General features: G+C 70.1%; 24 protein-coding genes and 1 pseudogene. 10 read left to right on the top strand and 15 right to left on the bottom strand.

Annotated elements, in window-relative coordinates:
• Positions 1 to 203: 203 nt before the first annotated feature.
• On the top strand, positions 204 to 950 hold the full coding sequence (locus tag ACIBQ1_RS56755; protein ID WP_397291447.1) for a phosphotransferase family protein: 747 nt from the start codon (positions 204 to 206) through the stop codon (positions 948 to 950).
• Between the two features lie 25 nt (positions 951 to 975).
• Positions 976 to 1,437 (top strand): hypothetical protein, encoded by a 462-nt coding sequence (locus ACIBQ1_RS56760; protein WP_397291449.1) that lies wholly within the window; start codon positions 976 to 978, stop codon positions 1,435 to 1,437.
• Here the strand turns inward: ACIBQ1_RS56760 and ACIBQ1_RS56765 are convergent.
• On the bottom strand, positions 1,371 to 2,456 hold the full coding sequence (locus ACIBQ1_RS56765) for a DUF5937 family protein (RefSeq protein WP_397291451.1): 1,086 nt from the start codon (positions 2,454 to 2,456) through the stop codon (positions 1,371 to 1,373). The genes ACIBQ1_RS56760 and ACIBQ1_RS56765 overlap by 67 nt on opposite strands.
• Positions 2,457 to 2,555: 99 nt before the next feature.
• Between ACIBQ1_RS56765 and ACIBQ1_RS56770 the strand changes: the two genes are divergently transcribed.
• Positions 2,556 to 3,833: an MFS transporter gene (locus ACIBQ1_RS56770; protein ID WP_397291453.1), complete on the top strand. Its 1,278-nt coding sequence runs from the start codon at positions 2,556 to 2,558 to the stop codon at positions 3,831 to 3,833.
• Positions 3,834 to 4,365: 532 nt separating this feature from the next.
• Here the strand turns inward: ACIBQ1_RS56770 and ACIBQ1_RS56775 are convergent.
• Positions 4,366 to 5,181: a type II CAAX prenyl endopeptidase Rce1 family protein gene (locus ACIBQ1_RS56775; protein WP_397291455.1), complete on the bottom strand. Its 816-nt coding sequence runs from the start codon at positions 5,179 to 5,181 to the stop codon at positions 4,366 to 4,368.
• A 141-nt stretch (positions 5,182 to 5,322) separates the two neighbouring features.
• On the opposite strand from ACIBQ1_RS56775, the gene ACIBQ1_RS56780 reads away from it, so the two are divergent.
• The 3 genes from ACIBQ1_RS56780 to pafA all read left to right on the top strand — a co-directional run bounded on the left by ACIBQ1_RS56780 (position 5,323) and on the right by pafA (position 7,397).
• Complete coding sequence (locus ACIBQ1_RS56780) at positions 5,323 to 5,508, top strand: hypothetical protein (RefSeq protein ID WP_397291457.1); 186 nt, start codon at positions 5,323 to 5,325, stop codon at positions 5,506 to 5,508.
• Between the two features lie 160 nt (positions 5,509 to 5,668).
• Positions 5,669 to 5,803, top strand: a complete 135-nt coding sequence (locus ACIBQ1_RS56785; protein ID WP_397291459.1) for a hypothetical protein — start codon at positions 5,669 to 5,671, stop codon at positions 5,801 to 5,803.
• A 235-nt stretch (positions 5,804 to 6,038) separates the two neighbouring features.
• Positions 6,039 to 7,397, top strand: coding sequence for a Pup--protein ligase (pafA, locus tag ACIBQ1_RS56790; RefSeq protein WP_397291461.1), 1,359 nt, complete (start codon positions 6,039 to 6,041; stop codon positions 7,395 to 7,397).
• Between the two features lie 691 nt (positions 7,398 to 8,088).
• Here pafA and ACIBQ1_RS56795 read toward each other — a convergent pair.
• Positions 8,089 to 8,403, bottom strand: a complete 315-nt coding sequence (locus ACIBQ1_RS56795; protein ID WP_397291463.1) for a transposase — start codon at positions 8,401 to 8,403, stop codon at positions 8,089 to 8,091.
• Positions 8,404 to 8,552: 149 nt separating this feature from the next.
• Between ACIBQ1_RS56795 and ACIBQ1_RS56800 the strand changes: the two genes are divergently transcribed.
• On the top strand, positions 8,553 to 9,734 hold the full coding sequence (locus ACIBQ1_RS56800) for a serine hydrolase domain-containing protein (protein ID WP_397291465.1): 1,182 nt from the start codon (positions 8,553 to 8,555) through the stop codon (positions 9,732 to 9,734).
• Between the two features lie 14 nt (positions 9,735 to 9,748).
• Here ACIBQ1_RS56800 and ACIBQ1_RS56805 read toward each other — a convergent pair.
• From ACIBQ1_RS56805 to ACIBQ1_RS56830, 6 genes and pseudogenes are all read right to left on the bottom strand, one after another.
• Positions 9,749 to 10,646: pseudogene (locus tag ACIBQ1_RS56805) on the bottom strand (IS5 family transposase).
• Positions 10,647 to 10,693: 47 nt separating this feature from the next.
• Complete coding sequence (locus ACIBQ1_RS56810; RefSeq protein ID WP_397291467.1) at positions 10,694 to 11,071, bottom strand: hypothetical protein; 378 nt, start codon at positions 11,069 to 11,071, stop codon at positions 10,694 to 10,696.
• 84 nt (positions 11,072 to 11,155) lie between these two features.
• A complete protein-coding gene (locus tag ACIBQ1_RS56815) occupies positions 11,156 to 12,532 on the bottom strand; it encodes an ABC transporter ATP-binding protein (protein ID WP_397291469.1) in 1,377 nt (458 codons plus the stop codon).
• The gene (locus ACIBQ1_RS56820) at positions 12,529 to 13,320 is read right to left on the bottom strand and encodes an ABC transporter permease (RefSeq protein ID WP_397291591.1); all 792 of its coding nucleotides are present in this window, start codon (positions 13,318 to 13,320) and stop codon (positions 12,529 to 12,531) included. Before ACIBQ1_RS56820 ends, ACIBQ1_RS56815 begins: the two co-directional genes overlap by 4 nt.
• A complete protein-coding gene (locus tag ACIBQ1_RS56825) occupies positions 13,320 to 14,267 on the bottom strand; it encodes an ABC transporter permease (RefSeq protein WP_397291471.1) in 948 nt (315 codons plus the stop codon). Before ACIBQ1_RS56825 ends, ACIBQ1_RS56820 begins: the two co-directional genes overlap by 1 nt.
• Entirely contained in the window at positions 14,252 to 15,775 is a 1,524-nt protein-coding gene (locus ACIBQ1_RS56830; RefSeq protein WP_397291473.1) for an ABC transporter substrate-binding protein, read from the bottom strand. The genes ACIBQ1_RS56825 and ACIBQ1_RS56830 overlap by 16 nt, the downstream gene beginning before the upstream one ends.
• Positions 15,776 to 16,250: 475 nt before the next feature.
• Between ACIBQ1_RS56830 and ACIBQ1_RS56835 the strand changes: the two genes are divergently transcribed.
• The gene (locus ACIBQ1_RS56835) at positions 16,251 to 16,853 is read left to right on the top strand and encodes a calcium-binding protein (RefSeq protein WP_397291475.1); all 603 of its coding nucleotides are present in this window, start codon (positions 16,251 to 16,253) and stop codon (positions 16,851 to 16,853) included.
• A gap of 523 nt (positions 16,854 to 17,376) precedes the next feature.
• Complete coding sequence (locus ACIBQ1_RS56840) at positions 17,377 to 17,535, top strand: hypothetical protein (protein ID WP_397291477.1); 159 nt, start codon at positions 17,377 to 17,379, stop codon at positions 17,533 to 17,535.
• Here ACIBQ1_RS56840 and ACIBQ1_RS56845 read toward each other — a convergent pair.
• Positions 17,478 to 18,650 carry a patatin family protein gene (locus tag ACIBQ1_RS56845; protein ID WP_397291479.1) on the bottom strand — a complete coding sequence of 391 codons (1,173 nt, stop codon included), beginning with the start codon at positions 18,648 to 18,650 and terminating at the stop codon, positions 17,478 to 17,480. The genes ACIBQ1_RS56840 and ACIBQ1_RS56845 overlap by 58 nt on opposite strands.
• Positions 18,651 to 18,676: 26 nt before the next feature.
• Entirely contained in the window at positions 18,677 to 19,102 is a 426-nt protein-coding gene (locus tag ACIBQ1_RS56850; RefSeq protein WP_397291481.1) for a hypothetical protein, read from the bottom strand.
• A gap of 105 nt (positions 19,103 to 19,207) precedes the next feature.
• Between ACIBQ1_RS56850 and ACIBQ1_RS56855 the strand changes: the two genes are divergently transcribed.
• Positions 19,208 to 19,822, top strand: coding sequence for a TetR/AcrR family transcriptional regulator (locus tag ACIBQ1_RS56855; protein ID WP_397291482.1), 615 nt, complete (start codon positions 19,208 to 19,210; stop codon positions 19,820 to 19,822).
• A gap of 94 nt (positions 19,823 to 19,916) precedes the next feature.
• On the opposite strand, the gene ACIBQ1_RS56860 is transcribed toward ACIBQ1_RS56855, so the two are convergent.
• The 4 genes from ACIBQ1_RS56860 to ACIBQ1_RS56875 are packed head-to-tail and all read right to left on the bottom strand — an operon-like array spanning position 19,917 to position 23,894.
• A complete protein-coding gene (locus tag ACIBQ1_RS56860; RefSeq protein ID WP_397291484.1) occupies positions 19,917 to 20,837 on the bottom strand; it encodes a hypothetical protein in 921 nt (306 codons plus the stop codon).
• Positions 20,834 to 21,910, bottom strand: a complete 1,077-nt coding sequence (locus ACIBQ1_RS56865; RefSeq protein ID WP_397291486.1) for a hypothetical protein — start codon at positions 21,908 to 21,910, stop codon at positions 20,834 to 20,836. Before ACIBQ1_RS56865 ends, ACIBQ1_RS56860 begins: the two co-directional genes overlap by 4 nt.
• Positions 21,907 to 22,353, bottom strand: coding sequence for a DUF4188 domain-containing protein (locus tag ACIBQ1_RS56870; RefSeq protein WP_397291488.1), 447 nt, complete (start codon positions 22,351 to 22,353; stop codon positions 21,907 to 21,909). Before ACIBQ1_RS56870 ends, ACIBQ1_RS56865 begins: the two co-directional genes overlap by 4 nt.
• Entirely contained in the window at positions 22,350 to 23,894 is a 1,545-nt protein-coding gene (locus ACIBQ1_RS56875) for a phenylacetate--CoA ligase family protein (protein ID WP_397291490.1), read from the bottom strand. Before ACIBQ1_RS56875 ends, ACIBQ1_RS56870 begins: the two co-directional genes overlap by 4 nt.
• Positions 23,895 to 23,910: the final 16 nt, after the last annotated feature.

Below are 23,910 nucleotides of genomic sequence, written 5' to 3' on the forward strand. Positions count from 1 at the left end.
CCGCCGGTGCGGGTGCTGTTCGGCAAGGGCTTCTACCCGCTGATCCAGCAGGCCTACGCCGACCGGCTCAAGACCTGGGCCGACTGGCAGGACCTCTCGATCGAGGCGCACGGCAACGCTCGCTGACCCCGGTCAGAGGTCGCGCCGGTGGCGAGTGACAATCCCGGCGACATCGTCGATCATCCCCGGGATACTGGGCGCCCATGGATGAGGTCGAAGTCGTCGTCGCCCATTCCGAGCGCGCGACCCTGCGCGTCGGCGACGTGTTCTTGAAGGTGGACGCCGATCAGGCGCGCATCGACGTCGAGGTCGAGGCGATGGCCTTGGTTCCGGTCCCGACTCCGGAGGTCCTGTGGCGCAAGCCGCCCGTGCTCGCGATCGCCGCCATCCCGGGGACGGTGCTCGGCCGTCTCGGTGAGCCGTCGACCGCGTCGTCGGCGGCGTGGGCCGCGGCGGGTGCCGCCATCCGGCAGTTGCACGAGGCGCCGTTGCCGCCCTGGCCCGGCCGGCGCCGCCGGGGTCCCGACGAGTTGGCGGCGGAACTCGACGGCGAGTGCGAGTTGCTCGTGGCGAACGGCGTCCTGCCCGCCGACCTGGTCACCCGCAACCGCCAGGTCGCCGAGGCCGCGATCCGGCCGTGGACTCCGGTGTTCACGCACGGCGACCTGCAGATCGAGCACGTCTTTGTCGACGGCGACGAGGTCACGGGCATCATCGACTGGTCCGAGGCGGGCCGGGGTGATGCCCTGTTCGACCTGGCCACCTTGACGCTCGGGCACGAGGAGCACCTCGACGACGTCATCGCCGGTTATGGCACCGACGTCGACCTCGACGTGATTCGCGCGTGGTGGTCGTTGCGAAGCCTGCTGGGGGTTCGCTGGCTGGTCGAGCACGGCTTCGACCCGTCCGCGCCGGGCTGTGAGGTCGACGTGCTGAGATCCCGGATGTGAGGCTGCGCGAGCCCGACTGCCGCAGGTGCGTTCTGACGCATCGAGCAGGCCGTCCCCTGGGGCGCATCGCCTACCCTCACTCTCGGCAAAGTGCGGTGCGCAGTCGTCGCCAGCAGATGGCGGCGCAGGCGAGGGTGACGAACGCGTAGCGGCTGTCACGGGCAGCAGTGACGGCACGGTGCGGGTATGGGACCTGGCCGCGGGCGAGCAACTCGGCGGTCCGTTGACCGGTCACACCGCCGCCGTCTGCTCGGTCGTCGCCACGTCGGCCACCGGGCAGCTTCTGGCCATGACCGCCGGCGACGAGCTGCCGGCCGCGGAGATCGTCGGACGCGCCCTCCCGGTACTGCTCGGCGGCCTGCCGAGTCGCACGATGTTGCGAAGGCGGCGGTCGCCCGCGTTCCGGCAGACCGAAGCCACTCAGCGCAGTACGGCCGTCAGCAGGTCGGCGCCCAGCGCCGTCAGATCGGGAAGATTGAGCGTGTGACGGACGTGACGACCGTGCCGCCGGGCCGTGAGCAGGCCCGCGCGGCGCAGGACAGCGAGGTGGCGGGAAACCTCCGGGGGTGAGAGTTCCCAGGCGTGGGCCAGCTCACCGGTGGTGTGCGGGCCGCGGGCCAGGGTGCGCAGCAGCCGCAGCCGTACCGGATGCGCGAGTGCCTCCAGCCGTAGCGTGACCGTTTCCAGCGATACCGGTTCCGATGGACTCGCCTCGGCCACGGGGTACTGCACCACCGGCTGCCACCCGGGCGCGTGGACCACCACCAGGTGCGGGCGGCCGAAGACGCTGGGGAGGAAAGTGACCCCGGTACCGTGGGCGGCGGTCGCGTTGTCCTGCAGTTTGTCCACGATGATGCAGTTGCCGTCCGGCGCCAGGGTGACGGCGCCGGAGACCGACGCGAGTGCCGCCCCGATGCCCTGGCGCTTCAGCAGGTCGTTCTTCAGGCGCAGGTCGGTGGCGAGTTGCACGGCGACGCCCGTCCAGGCGGCGTCGAAGAAGGCCTCGGCGCACTGTTCGAGGGTGTGACGCACCCGTGCCCGCACGGCGGCCGGGTCCGCGAGCAGCCGTTCCGCGAAGGCCTCTTGGAGCGCGCCGCGGGCCTGGGCCAGGTCCAGGGCCCGCTCGCGCGCCGCCGCGTCGGCGAGCGGCGACGGCGCGGCGAAGTGAACCCGGTTGCTGCCGCACGTGGTAATGAGCGCGGCGGTCACATAGGTTTCATCGTCGATCCGGTCCACATCGTCCAACTCCTCGGCGAGGGTCGGCCGGGGACGAGCGGGGACCAGGAAGTCGGCCCGTGAGGAACGCCAGAGGAACTCCGCCTCCCTGAGCCGCTCGGCCAGCTCCGGCCGCAGCCCAGCCCAGACGTCCCCGGCCCAGCCGGCGAGCTGCGGGTGATGCGCGGGTTCGGCCAGCACGTGCAGCATCGCGGTCAGCTCGGCCAGCGGGGAGGCAGCGAACCGCAGTCGCCCGGACGGCAGGCCGCCGATGTCGATCCTCAACGTCATCCCCTCATCATCGCTGGTCGGATGGCCGACGACCGCGTCGATTGACGGTGTCCGTCAACTGACACAGTCGGCCCGGCGGCCGAACGCATCGTTGACGCCATGGCAACCACCACCAAGATCCGGCCGCGCGCCCTCGTCCGTGCCTCCGGAGGCCCCCGCTATGCCGTCGCCCTGGCCGTGGACGCGCTCGGCACCGGCTTGCTGCGGCCCTTTCTGCTGCTCTACGGGCTGACGGTGCTGAGGCTGTCCGCGTCGGCCACCGGCATCGCCATGACGGTCGGCGTCGTCGTGGGTCTGGTGTGCATGCCCGCGGTCGGCCGATGGCTGGACCGGGGGGCACGCAGCACGGTCGTGGCAGCGTCGATGCTGGTGCGGGTGCTGGGCGTGGCGCTGCTGCTGGCCGCCCCGGCGGGGCACGTCTGGCTGTTCGCGACGGCGGCACTCTTCCTCGGCATCGGCAACCAGGCATGGCCGGCCGCCCACGCAGCCCTCGTGGCCACGGTCGCCCACGGCCGCGAACGTGACGCCGCTCTGGCGGCAGGCCGCGCCCTGCGCAACGCCGGCCTGGGCGTGGGCGCCCTCCTCGCCACCGCATGCCTGGCGGGCGGCACCATCGCATTGCAGGCGCTGGCAGCCGTCACCGGGCTCGCCTATCTCGCTGCGGCGGCCTTGGCATGGTCGGTCCACCTGCACACGCATCCGGCCGCTGCTCCGGCCGCTGCTCCGGCCGCTGCTCCGGCCGCTGCTCCGGCCACGGACAGGGCCGGCGGGCCCGCACCTCGGATGCGCGCGCTGCTGGCCGCCAACGTGGTCTACGTCTTCTGCCTCAACGTCCCCGAAATCGCGCTCCCCCTGGTCCTGGTGACCCAGTTGCACGCATCCCCGGTGTGGTCGGCAGCCATCTTCGTGGCGAACACGGTGCTGGTGGTCACCCTGCAGGTTCCGGTCACCGTCCTGATGTCCCGCTTCTCCCGGCGGACCGTGCTGGCTCTCGCCGGCGTGGTACTCGCCGTGTCCTACCTCGGCTTCCTCGCGGCCACCTCACTGGGACACGGCTGGGGTGCCCCGGCGGTCGCCACGGTGTCCGTGGTCTGCACCATCGGCGAGATCATCTATGCCGGCAGCGCCACCGCGCTCGTCACCGCCCTCGCCCCTGCCCATGTCCTGGGACGCACCCTCGCCCGCTTCCAGCTCTCCACGGGCTTCGGCCTCGCCGTCTCCCCGGCGGTCATCACCGCTCTCGCCTCCCACGGCTCGGCCGCCCTCTGGGGCAGCCTCGCCGCCGCGACGCTCCTCTCCGCCTCCGCCGTTGCCACCGAGAAGGACCAAGGAACGCGGCTCGGCGGGTGCTGCCGCCGGGCGCGAGCAGCCTCGTGAGCTCGGCGATCGCCTCGGGGACGGCTTGAAGTAGCGGCGGACGTTCTCCGGCTTCTTGTGCCGGGACTTCGCCATCAGCATCGACAGCGAGGCGCTCTGTTCGCCGAGATGAGTCGGGGCGGAGTGGGCGGTACTCGTGCAGGTCCCAGCCCGTGTCCGGTCCGCGCAGGGCGGTGTGCTCGTCGAGCAGCAGGCCCTGACCGACCTCGCGGACGCCGTCCTCCGTGCTCAGCGCTGCCCTCCGTACGCCGTCAATGAGACCGGACGCCAGCAATCTCGACAAGCTGTTCGCGGGTGGACGGCCCCCAGAGCCGCCCGGCCTTCGATGGCCCGAGCTCAAGAGTCGTTGTCACAGGACAACCGCTCCGTGATTCCGCAGGAGCGTTCGCCGGTCAGTCTGGACAGCGCTTGAGGGCCGGTCGGACCAGGAAATGCCGATGAGAATCAGCAGCACCCGGTAGCGCCACCAGCGGCCTGAACGGCGATGCCGTTGGCCCGCTCCGGAGCGAGGCATCCCTCGTTTCGGGTGGTCTTACATGGAGGTGGCGCCGGAGGCGAGGGCGATGACGCCGACCACGGTCATCAGCAGCGCCGAGCCGGGGTGCATGGCGATCGAGATGCGGATGTCCTGCTTCTTCCAGGCGAGCCAGATGCCCGGGTAGAGGAAGACGAGCTTGGACAGGACCGTCCAGGGGGCCCAGAAGTGGTACACGGAGAAGAAGAAGGTGTTGAAGAGGGGGGCCCACTTGCCGAGCTGGGGGAGGCGGGGCAGCAGGAAGCCGCGGAAGTAGTACTCCTCGAGCAGGGGCAGGGTGAAGCCGGTGAAGGGTGCGCAGATGAGCAGCGTGGTGAGGACGAGCTCGGGCGGGTAGCCCTGGAGGTAGGCGGTGCCGTCGGGGCCGGCGCCCTGGTAGTTCACCCAGGTGAAGAACCAGTCGTAGACGAGGTTGTCCAGCGGGGTCAGCGAGAGCGAGACCACGGTCATCCAGACGAGGCACGCGGCGCCGAGCCAGAAGACCTTGCGGCGTGAGAGCGGTTTGTCGCGGTAGTGGACGATGCCCTTCATGGTGTAGCGGCCGGTCTGTTTCTTGCCCAGCCACAGCAGGAAGAGCTGGAGTGGGAAGAGCACGACCGCGAGGGCGATGGCCCAGGCCAGGAAGATCGGGAAGTTGATCGCGCGGACCAGGGGGGCGGCGATGAAGGCGTACACGGCGACGATGGCCGCGCCGGGCACCAGGTGCAGGGCGATGGAGAAGGGGACGGAGTGGCGGCCGGCGAGGAGTTTGGCGACGAAGCCTTTCGGCTGGGCGCTTCGGGTGTCGGCGGGGGGCTGCATTGCTTTGTCCATGTCGAGAATCGTGGCCCCGCGTCCCTACACGGACCTGACATCGCTCTGATACGGCTTCGAGTCACCGTGAAAGGCGCAGGTCACGGCAGGTGCGGGCCGGGCGGGAGTCTGGCCAGGCCGAAGCGAGCCAGTAGCGCACAGATGCATCAGCGGATCCGGGACCGGCTGCCCCGCCTGGGTGCACTCGTCGGCGCCGCCGAGTCCGCACGCGCCCAGCGACAGCGCCTGCTCGCCGCCGCGCCGGCCGCCTGCGCGGCAGACACCTTCGAGCACAAAGGACACGTCTACCAGCGGTTCGTCCCCGAGGTCCACACCGCCGCCTGCTGACCGGCCAGTTCACGGTCCGGCGGATGAACCTGCTCACCCCCCGCATCGAGCAGATCACCAACGAGGCGCTGACGCAGATACAGCAGGTGGGCCCCCGGCGAACCTGATCGAATCGTTCGCGCTGCCCATCCCCTCGCTTGTCATCCGCGAACTGCTCGGCGTGCCATACGCCGATCGCGAACGCTTTCAGCAGGCGACCCGGACGATGTTCACCCTGCACGCCACGCCGGAGCAGGTGCTGGCCGCCAGGCAGGAAATCAGGACCGCCTCCGCCGAGCTCGACCGCACGGGGTAGGCTGGACGCTGCACCAACGCCGCCGCAGTGCCCTACAGGAGGGCGATCACCGGCTCGAGCTTTTGGCACTTCACGTTCGGCCAGTTCATGACGACTACGAGAAGCAAGATCGTTCTTACGGTAATGGCTGTTCCGCTGTTCCAAGCGCCGGATCCGACGGCCGGCGTTCGTACCCTTCGATGCCGACCACCTGGACGTCCTGGGCGTGACCGTGGTGGGGGAGTAGCGTGAGGGAATGGATCGTCGCATCTTCGGCCTGGAGAACGAGTACGGCGTCACGTGCACTTTCAGGGGCCAGCGCAGGCTGTCCCCCGACGAGGTGGCCCGGTACCTGTTCCGGCGGGTCGTGTCCTGGGGCCGATCGAGCAACGTCTTCCTGCCCAACGGCGCGCGTCTCTACCTCGACGTGGGCAGCCATCCCGAGTACGCAACACCCGAGTGTGACAACGTCATCGAGCTCGTCACCCACGACAAGGCGGGCGAGCGCATTCTCGAGGGCCTGCTGGTCGACGCCGAGAAACGGCTTCGCGAAGAGGGCATCGCGGGTGACATCTATCTGTTCAAGAACAACACGGACTCAGCCGGAAACTCCTACGGCTGCCACGAGAACTACTGTGTGGGCCGGCACGGCGAGTTCGGGCGGCTGGCCGACGTGCTGATCCCGTTCCTGGTGACGCGGCAGATCATCTGCGGGGCGGGCAAGGTGCTGCAGACCCCGCGCGGCGCGGTCTACTGCGTCTCGCAGCGGGCCGAGCACATCTGGGAGGGCGTGTCGTCGGCCACCACCCGGTCCCGGCCGATCATCAACACCCGCGACGAGCCGCACGGTGACGCCGAGCGGTTCCGCCGCCTGCACGTCATCGTGGGCGACTCCAACATGAGCGAGACCACGATGCTGCTCAAGGTCGGCGCCACCGACCTGGTGCTGCGCATGATCGGGTCGGGCACCGTGATACGCGACCTGTCGCTGGAGAACCCGATCAGGGCCATCCGCGAGGTCTCCCACGACATGACCGGGCGGCGGCGGGTGCGCCTGGCCAACGGGCGGGAGGCCTCCAGCCTGGAAATCCAGCAGGAATACCTGTCCAAGGCGAAGGACTTCGTCGATCGCCGCGGCGGCGACGCCATCGCCCACCGGGTGCTGGAGCTGTGGGAGCGCACGCTCAACGCGGTCGACACCGGCAACCTGGACCTGGTCTCGCGGGAGATCGACTGGGTGACGAAATACCAGCTCATCGAGCGTTACCGGAAGAAGTACGACCTGCCGCTGTCCTCGCCCAGGGTGGCCCAGCTCGACCTGGCCTACCACGACGTGCACCGCAAGCGGGGCCTGTTCTACCTGCTACAGCGCCGCGGCGCGGTGGAGCGGGTGGCCTCCGACATCAAGATCTTCGAGGCCAAGTCGGTGCCGCCGCAGACGACCAGGGCGCGGCTGCGCGGCGAGTTCATCCGCAAGGCGCAGGAGAAGCGGCGCGACTTCACCGTCGACTGGGTGCATCTCAAGCTGAACGACCAGGCCCAGCGCACGGTGCTGTGCAAGGACCCGTTCCGAAGCGTCGACGAGAGGGTGGACAAGCTCATCGCCGGCATGTGACCGAGCGACCGGCCGGCATCGCGTCAATGGCCACGCCACTCTGCAATCCACCATGGCGGGGCCTGCGGCCCTGAGCAGCGCGCCGTGCCGGCCGGCACCCCTCCCCCCCTCGACCCGGCGACATCGCCGCCGCTACATCGAAGACCTCTGACAGACCACCTCCAGCGGCCCAACCCAGCACCGGCTCATCCGCAACAGCCTGGTGGGACGGCGATTGATCGACAGGGAAAGATCAACCGGGTCCGGGGCCGTGTGACAGCGTTCTTACCAGCACCCATAATGTAGCCGAGTCGGCCGCGCGGCGGCGGAGGCCGAGCTGGGCGGACGCAATCCGCCGAGGGCCAGTGTGACAGATAATGCAAATTCTGTGTCACATCGCCAGCATGCGGCTCTCCAGGGGAGGTCCGGACGTTCTCTCGCCCTCGCGACAAAGTCCCGGCCAGATGATTGATTCCGGGTGACCTGCTCACGTTCAGTGATCGTAGGCAAGCAGGGATCGCTTGATGGGCTGGTCGTTCTTGTCGTTGTGCCAGATCGCGGTGGTCAGCGCCAAGATCCGCGTCAGCACCCGGACGATGACCCCGCCATGGTTCGGACACCGTGTCGTTCCAGGTCAAGCTGGCCTTTGAAGGTCTGGTTGATCGACTCGATAACCTGCCGTAGCGGTTTGAAAAAGCGCGCCCCGGCCCGCTCAGGTTCCCCCCTTGCGGGCCGGACGCAGCAACCGCACCTCACGCTCGGTGAGCTCGTGCTCAAAGCCGGCTCCGAAGTAGTTCTTGTCCCCGATCACCGTCTGGCCGGGGCAGGCGGCGGCCAGATCCGACGCGTCATCCAGCATGCCGAGCAGGACCTCACGCTCGTCGGCCTTGGCGCCGGTCAGAGCGAACAGTACCGGCAACCCGCCGAGCGTGGCCACCAGGCGTAGCCGCAGCCCCCAGAAGAACCGCGAATGCGACGCGCAGTAGCCGTACTCGGCCCAGCCCGCTAGAGCGTGTCCCGTGATCATGTGATGGCGGTGGGCAGGAGGTCCCCGCCAGCAAGGTCACCGACTTCGCCGGTGAGGCGGCGGTGCCGCCGTGTTGCGCGATTACGGGGCGGAAGTCGTAGCTGCACGGTTCGGGATAACACCAAGGAAACACGTCCCGCCCTAGAACTGTGGCTCGACATCTGATTTTTCTGACTTCCACAGAGGGAGACTTCATGCTTTCGCGTCGAGCGGCAGTGGCTCGCGTCGCCTCGGTGGCGTGCGCGGCGCTGGCTCTGAGTGTGGCCGCGCCCGCGACCGCGTCGATATCTGCCGACCCCGTCAAGGTCGGGGACGTGCAGAAGGCGATGGAAGACTTGGTGAAGACGGGCCATGTGGTGGGCGCCATCGGCGAGGTGTATGTGGACGGCAAGCGGGTCGGGAAGGGATCGGCCGGGTCCCGCTTGCTCGACGGCAAGGGTGGCGCGATCCCGTCTACCGCCCGCTACCGGATCGGCTCGCAGACCAAGGGCATGACCGCCACCGTGGTGCTGCAGCTGGTCAAGGAGGGCAAGCTGAGCCTGGATGACAAACTCAGCGCGGTCCTGCCGGAGGTGGCGGACAAGGACCTGGTGGAGCGGGCCGACGAGATCACGGTACGCAACCTGATCCAGCTGACCTCGGGTATCCCCGACTACATCGGCGCGGACGTGAATCCCCTGGACCCCACGCGCAACTACCGCCCGACCGACCTGCTGGCGGCCTCGCGCAAGAACCCCCGGCCCGTGGAGATCGGGACCTTCAACTACTCCAACACCAACTACATCCTGCTCGGCATGATCATCGAGAAACTGGCCGGGAGGTCACTGGCGGCTGAATTCAACCGCAGGCTCTTCGCCCCGCTCGGAATGCGCGATACCTACCTGCCCATGAAGGCTTCGGTGGGCATCAAGGGCCCGCACGGGCACGGTTACGCCCCGGACGAGACGGGCAAGCTGCACGATGTCGACAAGCTCAACGTCACCACCATGCTCGGCGCCGGCGGCGTGGTCTCCACCGCGCGCGACGTCAGCGCCTTCCAGCGCGCCTTCCGCCAGGGCAGACTCCTGCCGGAGTCGCTGCGCAAAGTGATCACCGATCCGGCGCCTGGCATGCCGCCGCTGCCTTCCGGGGGTCCGTGCGCCGGCAAGCCCGAGTTCGCCTCAGGAGGCGGGGGCAGCGCCCCCGGCTTCACCGCCGCGACCTACACCTCCTCCGACGGCCGCCTGCAGTTCGCCGTGTCCGTGACGGTGGCCATGGACGATGCCGAGCGCATGACCACGCCGCAACGCATCACCAACGCTCTCAAATCGGTGTTCTGCCCGGCGACATAAAGCGTGTCCTGTTATCACGTGACGGGGTCCCGAAGCCAGATCCGGATCGAGGCGACATCGAGGGTGCCCTGGTAGATGCGCTCGCGCTTGTCGAAGCGGGTGGCCACGGCCCGATGCTGGCGGAGCTTGTTGACGCAGCGCTCGACGGTGTTGCGCTCCTTGTACCGCTCAGCGTCGAAGTTGGGCGGGCGGCCTCCGGCCGAGCCCCGCTTGAGGCGGTTGGCCTTCTGATCCTCCTTGACGGGGATGACCGCCTGAATGCCGTGTCTGCGCAGGTAGGCGCGATTTCCCCGGGAGGAGTACGCTTTGTCGCCCATCGTGCGGGTGGGCCGCTTGCGCGGCCTGCCCGGCCCGCGCCGCCGGATGCGGATGGACTCCATCAATGGGATGAAGCGGGGCGAGTCGCCGTGCTGGCCGGGGCTGGTGAGCCGGTGATCGGACGGCAGCGCCGGTCGGCGACCAGGTGAATCTTGGTCGACAGGCCACCTCGGGAGCGGCCCAGCGCCTCCCGGCTCGACGCCACCCGTTCGTGATCTTTATCGGCCCCTTTGACCGGATGTCCAAGGCTGGGGCATGCCGCGCCCCGGCCGCGTGCTGGTGGGCGCGCACCACCGTGGAGTCGGCGCTGACCGTCCAGTCCTCGCCCTCGGCCTCATCGCACCCCGCCCGTAGCTCATCGAGGATCCGTGCCCAGGTCCCATCCAGTGACCAACGGCGATGCCGGTTGTAGACCGTCTTCCACGCCCCCTAGCAGGTCGGCAGGTCCCGCCACGGGGTGCCCGTCCGTGTCCGGTGAAAGATCCCGTTGATCACTCTCCGGTGGTCGTTCCACCGCGCGCCCCAGCCCGTGCTCACCGGCAGCAGCGGCTCCAGCCGCCCCCACTCCTCATCGGTCAGATCATGACGTTTCAGACGTTCCTCATCCACGCTAATGATCTACACCAAACCGGCACCAAAGATCACGGGACACGCCCTAGGTCGCTGCGCTTGACCGTTTCCCTGGAACGACCACATTCCACCGGGGTGGAATCGACCACCCACACGTCGTCATGCCACAGCGATGTGTCGGCCGCCAGGATCCGGATCATGCGCAGGACCAGGGCGAACGCAGAGCGCAGCCGTTTGTTGTAACCGGACTGACCGGGCAGATAGGGGAACATGCCGGTCAGTCCGGTGCGGGCGTGGCGCAGCCAGCGCCGCTCGGAGGTGTAGTCCAGCAGGGCCGATAAGACCGCCAAGGTGATCAGCTCGGCGTCACTGAGCGTAGGGGGGATACCGCCCTTCGGCCGCTCCGGCGCGAGGTCAGGCCGGGCCTTCAGTACATCGTCGATCTTCACATAGAGTGCGGTCGCGAGGGTGTTTCAGTTCTTTGCTCACACATCGATCTTGGACACCCTCGCCTCATTCCAACAGGAGATCATCTAGACGGTTACCACGCTGTCGGCGTACTCCTGGATGAGTCGGAGATCGTGAGAGGCGAAGATCACGGCCGTGCCCTGTGTTTCCCGCAGGCCGGTCAGGAGGTCCATGACCGCGCGGGCGGTGCCGTCGTCCAGGGCCGAGGTGACCTCGTCGCAGATCAGGACGTCGGGTTCGGCGGCCAGGGCTCGTGCGATGGAGACCCGTTGGCGCTGGCCGCCTGACAGCTCGTGTGGATATCGGCCGGCGTGGTCGGGGCTCAGGCCGACCTGTTCCAGTAGTTCGCCTACGCGCTCTGGTCCCGCCGAGCGCGGGCGTCGGTGGTGTAGCCGCACCGGTCGAAGCAGGGCGGCGCCTACGGTGGCCGAGGGGTTCAGGGCTCCCATGGGGTTCTGTGGTACGAACTGCACCCGGCGCCGCAATTCCTGCCCGCGGCGTCGCACGTCGGGGTGCAGTGCGAGGCCGTCCAGGGTGAGGGAGCCGCTCGAGCGGGGATGCAGGCCGACCAGGGTGCGCAGCAGCGTGGTTTTGCCCGAGCCGGAGGGGCCGACGACGCCGACCGTGGCCCCCGAGGGCGCGTGCAGGTCGACGCCGCGCAGCACGTGCAGGCGCGCGGGCCCCACATACGCGGCCAGCCCTTCGGCGCGCAGGCCCGCTTCATGACCAGGTGCCTTGGAGCGGCTCGGCGGCCGGAGGGCGGACGGCTGAGAGGGCACACCTCCGGGTAGTTCCAGGACGTCGTCGGCCACCTGGGCGACCAGCTCCCGGTCGTGGCAGGACATCACCACAGCGATTCCCTGTTCCCTGGCCAGACGCCGGAGCAGCGCGCCGATCTCCGCGCGCGCGGTCGGGTCGAGCCCCGCGGTGGGTTCGTCCAGGAGGAGCAGATCGGGCCGGCGGGCCAGCGCTCTGGCCAGAGCGACCCTGCGCTGCTGGCCGCCTGAGAGCTCGACGGTCCGGCGCCTGGGTAACCCGGGGACGCCGGCCAGGCCGACCTCGCCGAGCAGGCCGGCGACGTCGTCACGGGTCAGGCCGGTGCCGGTCTCGGCGACGACGGCGGCCACGCGCATCCTGGGGTTGAGCGCCGAGCCCGGGTCTTGCCCGACGAAGGCCACGCGTCTGCGCCGCAGCTCGCGTAGCGCGTCCGGGTCGCAGCCGAACACGTCCACACCGAGCACCCGTACCTCTCCCGCCTGGCGGGCGGTGCGCGGGGGCAGGTCTCCGAGCAGCGCGCGCAGCAGGGTGGTCTTGCCCGAGCCCGAGGCGCCCACCAGGGCCAGGACACGCCCGGAACGGGCGGCCAGGTCGACGCCCACCAGCAACTCGGGCCCGCCGGGGGCGGCCACGGTCAGGCCGGTCACCACCGCATACGGGGTCACAGGAGTGCCACCTCCGACGTACGCACCTTGGGGGCGAGTGCGCCGGCGGCCAGATTGACGCTCATCGCCAGCGCGGCGATCGCGATGCCGGGCGCCAGCACGGCCCATGGGTTGAGGACGAGCCCGGCACTGTTCTCGCGGATCATCAAGGCCCAGTCGGCGGCCGGGGGCTGGGGGCCGATCTGGAGGAAGGCAGCAGTGGAGATCACGTAGACGCCTTCCACGAAACGCAGTCCGAACAGGGCCAGGACCGTGGAACGCAGGTTCGGCAGCACCTCTCGGATGATGAGATGCCAGGTGCGCTCGCCACCGGCGATGGCGGCTTCGACGTAGCCGGTGGCCACGACGGGCGCCGCGGCGGCGGTCATGAACCGGACGGCGAAGGGGACGCCGAGCGCGACGGCGGCGGTCACGAGGGCGAACGGGCCACCGCGCGGCCACGCCTGGGTGACCAGCAGGATGCCCAGGACGGCGGGCAGCAGCATGAACACGTCTGTCGCCCGCTCGATGAACCGGCCGAAGGCGGGACGCAGCGCTCCGGCCACGCCCAGGACCGCCGCGATGGTGGTGACGAGCAGCGCGACGACGATGGAGGACAGGACCAGGTCGCGCCCCCCGTACAGGAGCCTGCTCAGGACGTCACGGCCGAGCTGGTCTCCGCCGAGCAGCGCGCCGCCGGCTCCGGCGGGCCCGTAGGGGATGGTGACCGGCTGGTCCATCGGCAGGGGAGCCAGGAGTGGTCCGCCCAATGCCAGCAGGAGCAGGACCAGCGCGGGGAGCAGACGCATCACAGGCGGCCTCCTGTGGCCCAGGCGCGGATCAGGTCGGCGATCAGCAGCACACATGTGATCGCGAGCCCGGTCAGCGCCACCACGCCGGCGATGATCGGGGTGTCGCGGTCTGCCACGGCTCCCGCGAGGAGCGTGCCGACCCCGGGATAGTTGAAGATCGTCTCTACCGCGACCGCGCCGCCCAGCAGCATGCCGGTGGAGGTCGCCGCGCCCACGGCGATGGCGGGCAGCGCGCCGGGCAGCAGGTGGTGGGTGAGGATGCGCCGGGGCCGCAGACCGTCGAGGACGGCGGCGACCACGTGCGGCGCTCGCGCTTGGTCGGCGATCGCGCCGCGCACGATCCGGGCGTTCCACCCGATCTGCGGGATCGCCAGCGCCAGCACCGGCAGCACCAGCATCGTCCATGAGGCAGGGGAACCGTCCGCCCCGGCCAGCGTCGCCGCCGGAAGCAGGCCCGTCCACAGCGCGAACACCAGCACGAGCGCCACCGCGATCACGAACTCGGGCAGGGCCAGCACGGCCGTGGCAGCACCCGAGATCACCCGGTCGGTCACCGATCCCGGGTGCAGTGCGGCCCAACAGCCGACGGCGAGCGCGGTGGCGACGGTGACGGCCAAAGCGACGCCGCCCAGCACAAGCGTGTTGGGCAGCGGCCCCGCCAGCAGGTTCCAGACCTTCTCCCCGCGAGCGGAGACGCCGAGGTCCCCGGTGGGCAGCCCGGCCATCCAGCGCAGGAACCGTACGAACACCGGCTGGTCGAGGCCGAGCAGGGTGCGTCGCCGGGCGACGTCGGCGGCGCTCTCCCCGCGCTCGGCGGTGGCGTCGGCGGCGTCGCCCGGCAGCGCCTCAACGACGGCGAAGACCAGCGCGAGCAGGGCCGCGAGCAGGCCGGCCCGGCGGGCGAGAAGCCAGCCGAGCCGCAGCGCCGTCAACGAGCCAGCCATACCCGCTCAAGTTGTACGCGTCCGTACCCGGGAAGCTTCGGCAGGTCGCGGACGGCCGCTCCGGCCAGGTCGATGCCGTCGGCCATGCCCCACAGCACGTAGCCGGAGCGTTCGTGCTCGATCTCCTGCAGCGTGCGCAGTGCCTTGGCCCTGGCGGCATCGTCCAGGGTGCCTACGGCCTCCTTGTACGCTCGGTCGAACGCGGCGTCGCTCCAGCCCGACTCGTTCTGTCCCGCACCGGTGAGCAGAAGCTTGCTGGCGAAGAACAGCACCGAGTCGTTGGTGCCCCAGTAGGTGGTGTACAGGTCACCCTTGAGCCAGGTCTTGTCCCAGAACGCGCCGGAGTCCTGCTTGACGACCTCGATCTGCACGCCCGCCTCCCGCACCTGGGTAGCGAACAGCGCGGCGGACTCGGCCAGGCCCGCAATGTCGTCGGTGGTGTGCAGCGGGTAGGTCTTCGACAGGTCGAAACCGGCCTCCTGCAGCAGCTGCTTGGCCCGGGCCAGATCACGCGCGCGCTGCGGCAGGTCCTTGGCGTAGACGGGATCGCCGGTGCCGAGCACGTCATTGGCGACCTTGCCGTACCCGCTGAGGACCTGCTTGACCATCGCATCACGGTCCACGGCGAGCCGGAGTGCCTCGCGGACCCGGGGGTCGGCGTACGGGCTGCCCTTGGAGGTGCGCATGACGATCGGCATCGCCATGTCGTCGGGCCGCCGGAGCACCTGCACGCCGGGCCGGCCGGTGGCGATACGGGCGGCAACGGCGCCCACATTGGAGGCGATGTCGATCTGCCCGGCCAGCAGCGCGTTGGCCATGGCCTGCGGGCTTTCGAAGATCTTCACTTCGATCGCGTCGAGGTGCGGCTTGCCCCCATGCCAGCTGTCATTGCGCACCAGGCGAGCGTTGCCGTCCCGGTACCAGTCGAGCTTGAACGGGCCGGTGCCCGGCGCGCCGGCCACCTCCGTGGTGTCCTTCTTCATGACGAACGTCGTCAGCCGCATCATCAGGGGCAGGTCGGCGTTGGGGTAGTCGGAGGTGAGCACGACGGTGTCCCCGTCCGCCTTGATGTTCGCGGACGTGACGCCCGGCAGCCGGGCGGGACCGGCGGGGGTGTCACGCAGGCGGCGCAACGACCAGACGACGTCCTCGGCGGTCACCGGTGTGCCGTCGTGGAAGGTCGCGCCCGGCGCCAGCGTGAACCGCCAGGTCTTGACGTCCTTGTCAGCCTTCCACGCGCTGGCCAGGCGGGGCGCGGTGTTGGCGGTGGCGCCCGGGACGGTCAGCGTGTCGTAGACCAGACTGAGGATCAGATAGTCGCTCTCGTTGGCCTGCGTGCCGTGGGGGTCGCGGGTGATCGCGCTCGCTTTGCCCAGCGCACCTATGCGCAGGGTGCCGCCAGCGTTGGGTTTCGCCTGAGCCGGCTGGGTCGCGGGGGCGGAGCCGGGCTGTGACCCGGTGCCGCAGGCCGCGAGCAGCGCCGCTAGGCTCGCTCCTCCTGCTGTCATGAGAAGCTGACGCCTGCTCAGGTCCACTTCATCCTCATTCGCGACGAAAGTCTTACTTAGGTTTGCCTATCCTAAAGGGAGAGTAAGCGGCGTGACAACGTCCCCCCTGCGCCACGACGCACGCGAACTGGCCGGACTCGCCGTACCCCTCGCCCTCACCCAGCTCGCCCAGGTGGCGCTGACTACCACCGACACCCTCATGCTCGGCATGAGGGTGTCGGTGCTGGCCGCACTGGTGGCGGAACGCGCGGCCCTCCCTTGCCCGACACCGAGTTTCCCCGCGGTGAGTGGTAAACGATCGGCTACCGAAGCGGAACGCCCCCTTTGCCCGCAGGTCGCCGGCGTGTACGCAGAAGTGCACGTCGGGTCCGGTCTTTGTACGTGCAACGAACCCTCGGAACGAGGGATCTTTGCCGTACGGGCGGACCAGCCGTCCCGAGGACCCGCACCGCGGGGACGACGGAGGAACAGACAGATGACGAAACACTGGGGCACACGCTTCAGGACCGGCGCGGGGGCGGCGGCACTGCTGCTGGGCGGGACCGGAATCTTCCTCGGCACAGGGGCCGCGCACGCCACCTCGCTGATCGTGGAGTGCGGCGGGATGACGGAGGCCCAGGCCATCACGGCGGGCTACAACACGATCAACGACAGCGCCCTGCCAGGACCGGTGGTGGAGAACGGTACGGGCGGCAACGACTGGATCTATGGAACCGTGGCCGCCGACACGCTGAGCGGAGGGGGCGGCAACGACGTCATCTGCGGCGGCGACAACGCCGACACCATCATCGGCAACACGGGGGACGACAAGTTGCACGGCGGCGACAACGCGGACACCATCTACGGCGACGACCTGTTCAGCGGCGCCGGCAGGGCCGGGGACGGCGGCGACAAGCTGTTCGGGGAGAACGGCTCCGACACGCTGTACGGCAACGGCGGCGAGGACACGCTGCGCGGCCAGGACAACCCGATCGGCGGCGGCGACGGCGGTGACGGCGGGAACGACGCGGACACGTGCACGACCTTGGAAGGCTCGCCCGCCTCGCCGACCAACGGCGCCCCCATCAGTTGCCCGTAGCTCGATGCCTTGGGTCGTGCACCGCGTGCTCTGCGACGGTCCTGCTCCGGATCAACCGCGACTCCAGGCCCGCGGCGGATCTCGTTCAGCGCCTCGATGACCGCCCGCACCCGGTACAGGGTCCGGCTGCCCCGCTGCTCGCGATCCTGCACCCGGGCCTCGATCGCGTCCTGGTACTGGCTGATCGTCTTACCGTCCACGGAGCTCGCCGTGCACACCATGACGACGAACTGGGTGCTCGCGGCGCAAAATGAGGGCTTCCCCCTGATGTACCACTGGCGGGTGCTGCCGGACTCGACAACTGGCCGACATCGACCGGGCGGTCGCCTATTGGGGCGGCGGATCGCAGGTACGCCGCCGGATCCAGGCTCTTCAGCAGTCCTCGGCGAGCGTCGCACTGTTCCTGGAGTACATTCCGCAGAACCTGCACCAGTGGCTGGGTGCCCAGATCGAGGCAGGCGACCAAGCCGCCAACCGAGCCTGCGCCATGGTGGAGAGAGAACTGGCAGCCGGCATCTCGTTCATGAACAGCCGCGGACTCCTGCACTTCGACGCGCACTTCGAGAACATCCTGACCGGCGGCCAGCGCCTCTACTTCGCCGACTACGGCCTCGCGGTGAGCGCTTACGCCATGACCATCAAGCTCCGGCCTCGCGACCGGCAGCCCAGCCGGGTCCACTGATGAGTGCCCGCGCCGGACGCCGCTCCCCCGAGCGGCGGTGCCGGGCCAGCGCGGTGGGGCCCACGACGATGCGCGCGGACTCGCGCGGGGGTCGGCCGGCCGAGTGGTTGCAGCAGACGGTCGACGGCTGCGCGGCCGGCTTCGAGCGCGGCTTTGAGGGGCTTGCCGCTGCGGGTGAGGCGGCCGACTTGCGGGGCGTCAGGTGCGGGGCGCACGGACAGCACCGCCGGATCGGGCCGGGCCGGGCCGTTCGTGGGCGGGCGGGTCGTCGGGGGCACGGGTCGGTCGTACTGCGCGAGCAGCGCGTCGTCGTCCAGCAGGCGGAGGTCGCGCGCGTAGAAACTTCGGTGCAGTGCCTCCGGACAGTCCCGTAGGACGGTCGCGGCGATCAGGCGCGCCCCGTAGGACGGTCGCGCGGCCGGGCCGGCGGCCGGTGTTGCGATCGCGGTCGAAGGCGCGGGGCGGGACCGCAGCACGAGGACGTGGCTGGCGCCCTGGGCCAGGGCGGTGCGGTAGGGGATGGACTCGGCGAGCCCCGCGTCGTAGAAGAGCCGCCCGGCCAGTTCGACCGGCGGACCGGCGAGGAACGGCAGCGCGGCACTGGCCCGCAGGGCCAGCCGCAGTTCGACGGGGCCGGTCAGATGCGGGCGCAGATCGGTGGACTGCCCGGTCTGTACGTCGGTGGCCAGCGGGTGGTACTCGATGGGGTTGGTCAGGACGGCGTCGAAGTCCATGCGGGTCACCTCGCAGTACAGGTACTCGACCAGGTTCCGCACATCGACGATCGGGCGGCCGCGCAGGAGGTTGGACGGGCGGATCATCGCTCTCGCGTAGACGGGTTCGGCCCAGCCGGTCAGGTTTTCGGGAGTCCCGCTGAGCAGCCAGGCGCCGGTGATGGCGCCTGCCGATGCTCCGTAGACCGCGTCGAAGGCGTGCGCCGCTCCGGCCTCGTGCAGGGCCAGGGCCATGCCGGCGGAGACCGTGCCGCGCATGCCGCCGCCCTCGATGGCCAGTGCCACCCGGTAGCCGTCCTGGCGGGCGCCGGGACGGCTGCCGTGACGGAGCCGGTCGGCGATGACGCGCAGCACTTCGTGTTCGCCGGTCTCGCGTGGCATATGTCCTGCCTCGTGTTTGTCGCTGGTCACGATGCCTGAGTGTCGGCGCCGGACAGGTAGGAGCGGGCCTGGGCCCAGACGTCGGGGTCGGGTTGGGTGGTCGTCCACGTGGTGGACCTGAGCCGTCCCCGCCCGCGGTAGCGCCGCACGATGGCGACGTGGTCCGGCCAGGCGACGAACTCGCGCAGGGCCTGCTCATCCTGCCAGATCGACACCGAGCCGCACCTGCCCCGCAGCGGCTCCGTCCACAGCCACATGCCGACCGCGCCGGGCAGGTCGGGCCACGCCCGGCCCAGGGTGAGCCCGGCTCGGTAGACGCCCGGCAGGTCGCGCAGCCGGCTGATCCGGAAGTCGGTGACGCTGACCAGCGCCGAGCCGGTGGCGCCGGCCGCTGATCCAGGAGTCCAGCGGGACCTCAGCATGACGCCACCCACGACAGGGAGAGCAGTCATCGTCAACCTTTCTTTGTACGAACGTTCGTGCCGAGAATAGAGATGCATCAAAGACGACGTCAAGCCGCTATCCTGGTCCGAACGTTCGTACGCAGAGGGGTGGAGATGGCGGGAAGGCCACGGGACGACCGGGCACGCAACGTGATCCTGCGCCGGGCGGCGGACATCGCCTCGAAGGACGGGCTGGAAGGGCTGTCGATCGGCCGGCTGGCCACGGATCTCGGCGTGAGCAAGAGCGGCCTGTTCGGCTACTTCGGCTCCAAGGAAGAGCTTCAGCTCGCCACGATCCGCACCGCGATGAGCGTGTACTTCGACGAGGTCGTCCAGCCCGCGTTGACCGTGCCGCCGGGCCTGGGGAGGTTGCGGCGGCTGTGCGAGAGCTGGTTGAGCTACTCGCAGCGGCGGGTCTTCCCCGGCGGCTGCTTCTTCTTCACCGTCACCGCGGAGTTCGATGCCCGCCCGGGCCGGGTACGGGATGCCGTCGCCGCGGCCGACCTCGACTGGACCCGCTTCGTGGCGCGTACCATCGACGATGCCCGCCAGCTCGGCGAGCTCGCGGACGACACGGACGCCGATCAGCTCGCCTTCGAGCTGATCGCCTTCATGGAGAACGCCAACGCCACCTCCTTGCTGCACGACGACCCGAACGCCTACGAGCGAGCCAGAACCGCCATCCGCGACCACCTGGCAGGCAGGGCGGGAGCCGAGCCGGGCGCGTGAGCATGCGTGGCTCCGGCTGCCGGAGCCCGGAGGGGGCAGGTCGACCCCGGGCACTCCATGCCCCAGGGCCGGAGGGGGCCGGGGGCCTGGGTGGTCAGGTTCGCAGGCGGGATGAGGGGGTGGTGGTGGATCTCGGGCGGCCGACTCTGGCTATGTGGAGGAGGGTGCGGGGGTCGGGGACGTTCAGCCGGTCCGCCAGGGTCTTTCTGGTCGGCTCGCAGTCGATGATCTGGCTCAGCGGGTGCGTGGCGTAGCCGTGGGCGGACAGGGTGAGCCAGTGCCGCATCAGCACGCGCCCCATCTCCAGCTCATCCTCGACCGGCCCCACCAGCACCAGCACGTCTCCGTCGTAGTCCAGCAGGTCCCGTGAGGCCCCGGCCAGCGCCCTCGGCAGGCCCAAGGGGCGCAGGGCCGGGTAGAGGGCCAGGGACGCGCGCAGGCCGATCGCCTCCGCCCGGCTGAGGGTCAGGGCGCGGTCGGTGAGGCCGTCGAGCAGGTAGCGGCGGTGGCGGCGGGTGAGGCGCAGCCAGGCGCGCAGCTCCCGCGTCACCTCCCGGTCGCCGAACTGGTGCAGGTCGGCCGCGTGCAGCAGGTCCGCGAGGTCGCGGCAGGCCAGCCGCCGCATCCCGGTCAGCTCCGCGACCAGGGAGTCCGGCAGGCGTCCCGGGTGGTACTCGCCGCGGTTGGCCCCGCGCGCCCGGACGTCCGCCGTCGTGAAGGGCGTCCGGTACAGCTGCGCGGCGGCGTACAGGACGCCCACCCGCCGCGGCCCCGGATCGGGGCGGAAGCCGACCGGCAGGCCCGCGTCGGCGCAGACGATCAGGCAGCACTCCACGAACGCGCCCAGGCTCAGGCGCAGGTCGCGGCCCGTGGGGTCGCTGATGGGCAGGGCACGCGACGGGTCCCAGCCGACCTCGGCCCCGTCCGCCGTGTAGGTGAGGGTCCAGGGCTGGGTGTTGTGGGCGCTGGGGGCGCGCCAGAAGTCCGGCTCCAGCGGCCGTAGCCGGTCCTTCACGACGTCAGGGCCCTTCTGTAGAACGTGTAGCCGTGCAGCGGGCGGCCGCCCATCGCCGTGTACTGGGCGGCGGAGCCGGGGTTCGTGCGCTCCACGTACGTGCTGCGCAGCGCCCGGTAGCCGCCCCGGCGCAGCCCTTCGTGCAGCTCCCGGGACAGCAGCCGCATGTAGCCGTGGCCCTGCTCGCCGGGGACCGTGCCCTTGATGATGAGCACGGCCTCGCTGCGGTAGCGGGATCGGGTGGCCAGGAGGCGGAGCTGGTTCAGCAGGTGCAGGTTTCCACGAATTTTCACGATAAATCGGGAAATATCGGGGAGGCACAGCACGAACGCGACCGGCCGCTCCCCCTTCGTCAGGTACAGCAGCAGCGACTCGTCCAGCAGGTACGCCAGCCCGTCCGTCTGCGCCGCCAGCTGCTCCGCCGAGATCTCCGTGTAGTAGCCGAGCTGCGCGAAACTGGCGTTCAGCATCTCCCGCAGGATCGGCAGCTGCTCCGCCACGCGCCGCCGGTCGCCCCGGTGCACGCGCAGCCCCTCGGCCGCGATCCGCTCGTCGTCGAACGCGAACACCGGCTCCTCCGGCACCGGGCAGATCCACGTGTCGGACTCGAAGCGACGGGCGAACCCGTGCGCCTCGTAGGCGACCGGGTAGTACGGGTGGTTCCAGGCGCTGTCGATGAAGCCGCGCTCGCCGAAGCCGGAGGTGATGACGCCGCCCGACTGGTTGGGCAGCAGCGACACCGGCCCGAACACCGCCTCCTTCCCGGCGGCGCGCCCGGCCGCGAGGATGCCGTCGAACAGCTCCTCCGCCGCCTCCTCCGCGAACTCGGTCAGCCCGAACAGCTGCGTGGCCCGGCCCAGCTTGGCGTCCAGCGCGGCGTCGGTGTGCAGCGTGGTCCGCGCGACCACCGTCCCGCCCCGCCTGAGCAGGAACAGCCGTACGCCCTGCCGGTGCCACGTGCGTACCTGCGTGTGCAGCGGCGGGATGAAGCGCGGCTCGCCCGCGTAGACGCGGTCGGTCAGCGCGAGGAAGTCGCGCAGGTCGCGGCGGCTCTCGACGGGATGCAGCCTCACCCGCGCCTCACCTGGGGCCCCTCGCCGTTCTCCGTCGACAGCGGGGTGAAGGTCTCGATGTGCGCCATCGGCCCGCCCTCCGCGCGCCAGACCCCGTTGCTGTAGCCCTCCGGCTCGGCGTTGTAGAGCCGGATGTATCCGCCGGTGGCGTTCCTGGTGCCGTCCGTCACCCACTGCATGAGCCTGCGGTGGTGGCGGCTGCGGGCGAAGCGCAGCAGCGCGTCGCGGTCCTCGAAGAACGCGAGCGTCCCCAGCGTGAACGGGAACTCCCAGTAGACCTTGTGCCAGCAGTAGCCCCGCATCCGCTTCATGTCCCGCACCATGCGGAACCACGTCAGGGTGAGCGTGACTATCGACAGCGGTCCCCGGTAGCGGGTCGCGCCGACGAACATCGCCGTCGCGCGCCCCTGCGGCGGGGCCTTGCTGAAGTCCGTGGTCCTCATGCGTCCTTCACCAGGTAGACGTTCTTCATCTTCGTGAGAGCGGCGAACGGCCCCTCGCCCGGGTCGAAGACCTTGACGCGCAGGTCGGCGGCCGTCGGGTCCTCCTTGAGCGACTCGGCGAAGTCGCGCGAGACGGCGCTCAGGTGGGCGACCACGCCCTTGCGGCAGATCTCGGCCAGCTCGCCGCGGTCGGCGGCGTCCGGGCCGCGGAGCTCGATGTTGATCACCGGGCGGTACTCCAGGCCCGGCAGCTCCTCCAGCGACAGGCAGAACCGGTTGATCGCGGCGGCGTACGGATTGCCCTGGTAGAGGCCGTACTCGACGTCCTGCGGATACAGGTTGGCCCCCATGTAGGAGATCGTCGAGTCCTTGCGGCCGAACAGGAACAGCAGCGGCAGGTTCATCCGCTCGTCGGTCCACGCGCGCTCGTACTCCTCGGCGCCGACGGCCCTCTTGACCTCGGCGAGGGTGTGCAGCCTGGCCTCGTCGCCGACGTTGTAGCGGAGCTTGGGCTGCAGGCAGCTCTTGGTGTTGATGGTGCACAGCAGCTCGCCCGCGCCGTTGACCTCCAGGAACGTCTCCAGCGGGTTGTAGTGGAAGATCATCGGCAGCCGTTGCTCCCCCGAGCCCAGTAACAGCTCGCGCAGCCGCCGGTCGGTGGCCAGGCGCCGGCGCAGCCACACGCTGAACCCGCTCTCCGCCCCCATCCCGATCGTCAGGTCGCTGGCGCCGTAACCGGAGCGGACCTCCTCGAAGCGCTCCTCCAGGTAGTCGCGCAGCGCCTCGGTCATGCCCTCGCCGCCGACCATGCCGCGGATGCGGTAGTCCCGCCACGGGAAGCCGCTCTCGTCCAGGCGGTCGCGCAGGTGCTTGAGGAACGGCGGGTACGCGGCCACCACGTAGTCGTAGCCGGGCCCGAAGTGCTCCAGCGTGTCGGCGATCTTCTCCAGGTCGGGGCCGGTGTTCTTGACCATCGCGACGCGCGCCATGGCGGTGCCCGTGGTGGTGCCGGTGGCCCAGGCGCCCATCGAGTACGCGTTGATGACGAACAGCCGCTTGCCGGGGAAGACCAGCTCGATGTATCCGGCCGCGTTGCGGTAGATGCCCTTGAGCTCGCGCGGCCCGCGCACCCAGTTGTACGGCTTGCCGCTGGACCCCGACGACTCGTCCACGATCACGCCGGGCCGGTGCAGCCTGCCCTCCTGGCAGCGGCTCTCCTCGTCGTACGCGGCGGCGTAGTTGTGCTTGGCGGTCTCGGGGAAGTCGGCCAGCCTCCTGGCGTGCTCGGCGCCGTTCGCCCGCAGGAAGTGCCGGTAGGCGGGCACGTCCACGGCGGCGAACTGGCAGGCCAGCCGGGCGTGCCGGGCGGCGAGCCAGTCGAAGGCGGGGTGGTAGCTCCGGGCGACGAGCCGCCAGATGGCGGGGTGCAGCGCGCCCAGCCGGTACGCGCCGGTCAGGGACCAGGAGTAGGCCTGGAGCCGGGCCCTGCGCCAGCGCTGGCGGACGGTGAGCGGCCCGAGAGCCGGACTGAGGCGGGTCATGAACGGTGAGACTAGT

Origin of the sequence: Nonomuraea sp. NPDC050153 (genome assembly GCF_044460125.1) — a bacterium.
Classification (GTDB): Bacteria; Actinomycetota; Actinomycetes; order Streptosporangiales; family Streptosporangiaceae; genus Nonomuraea.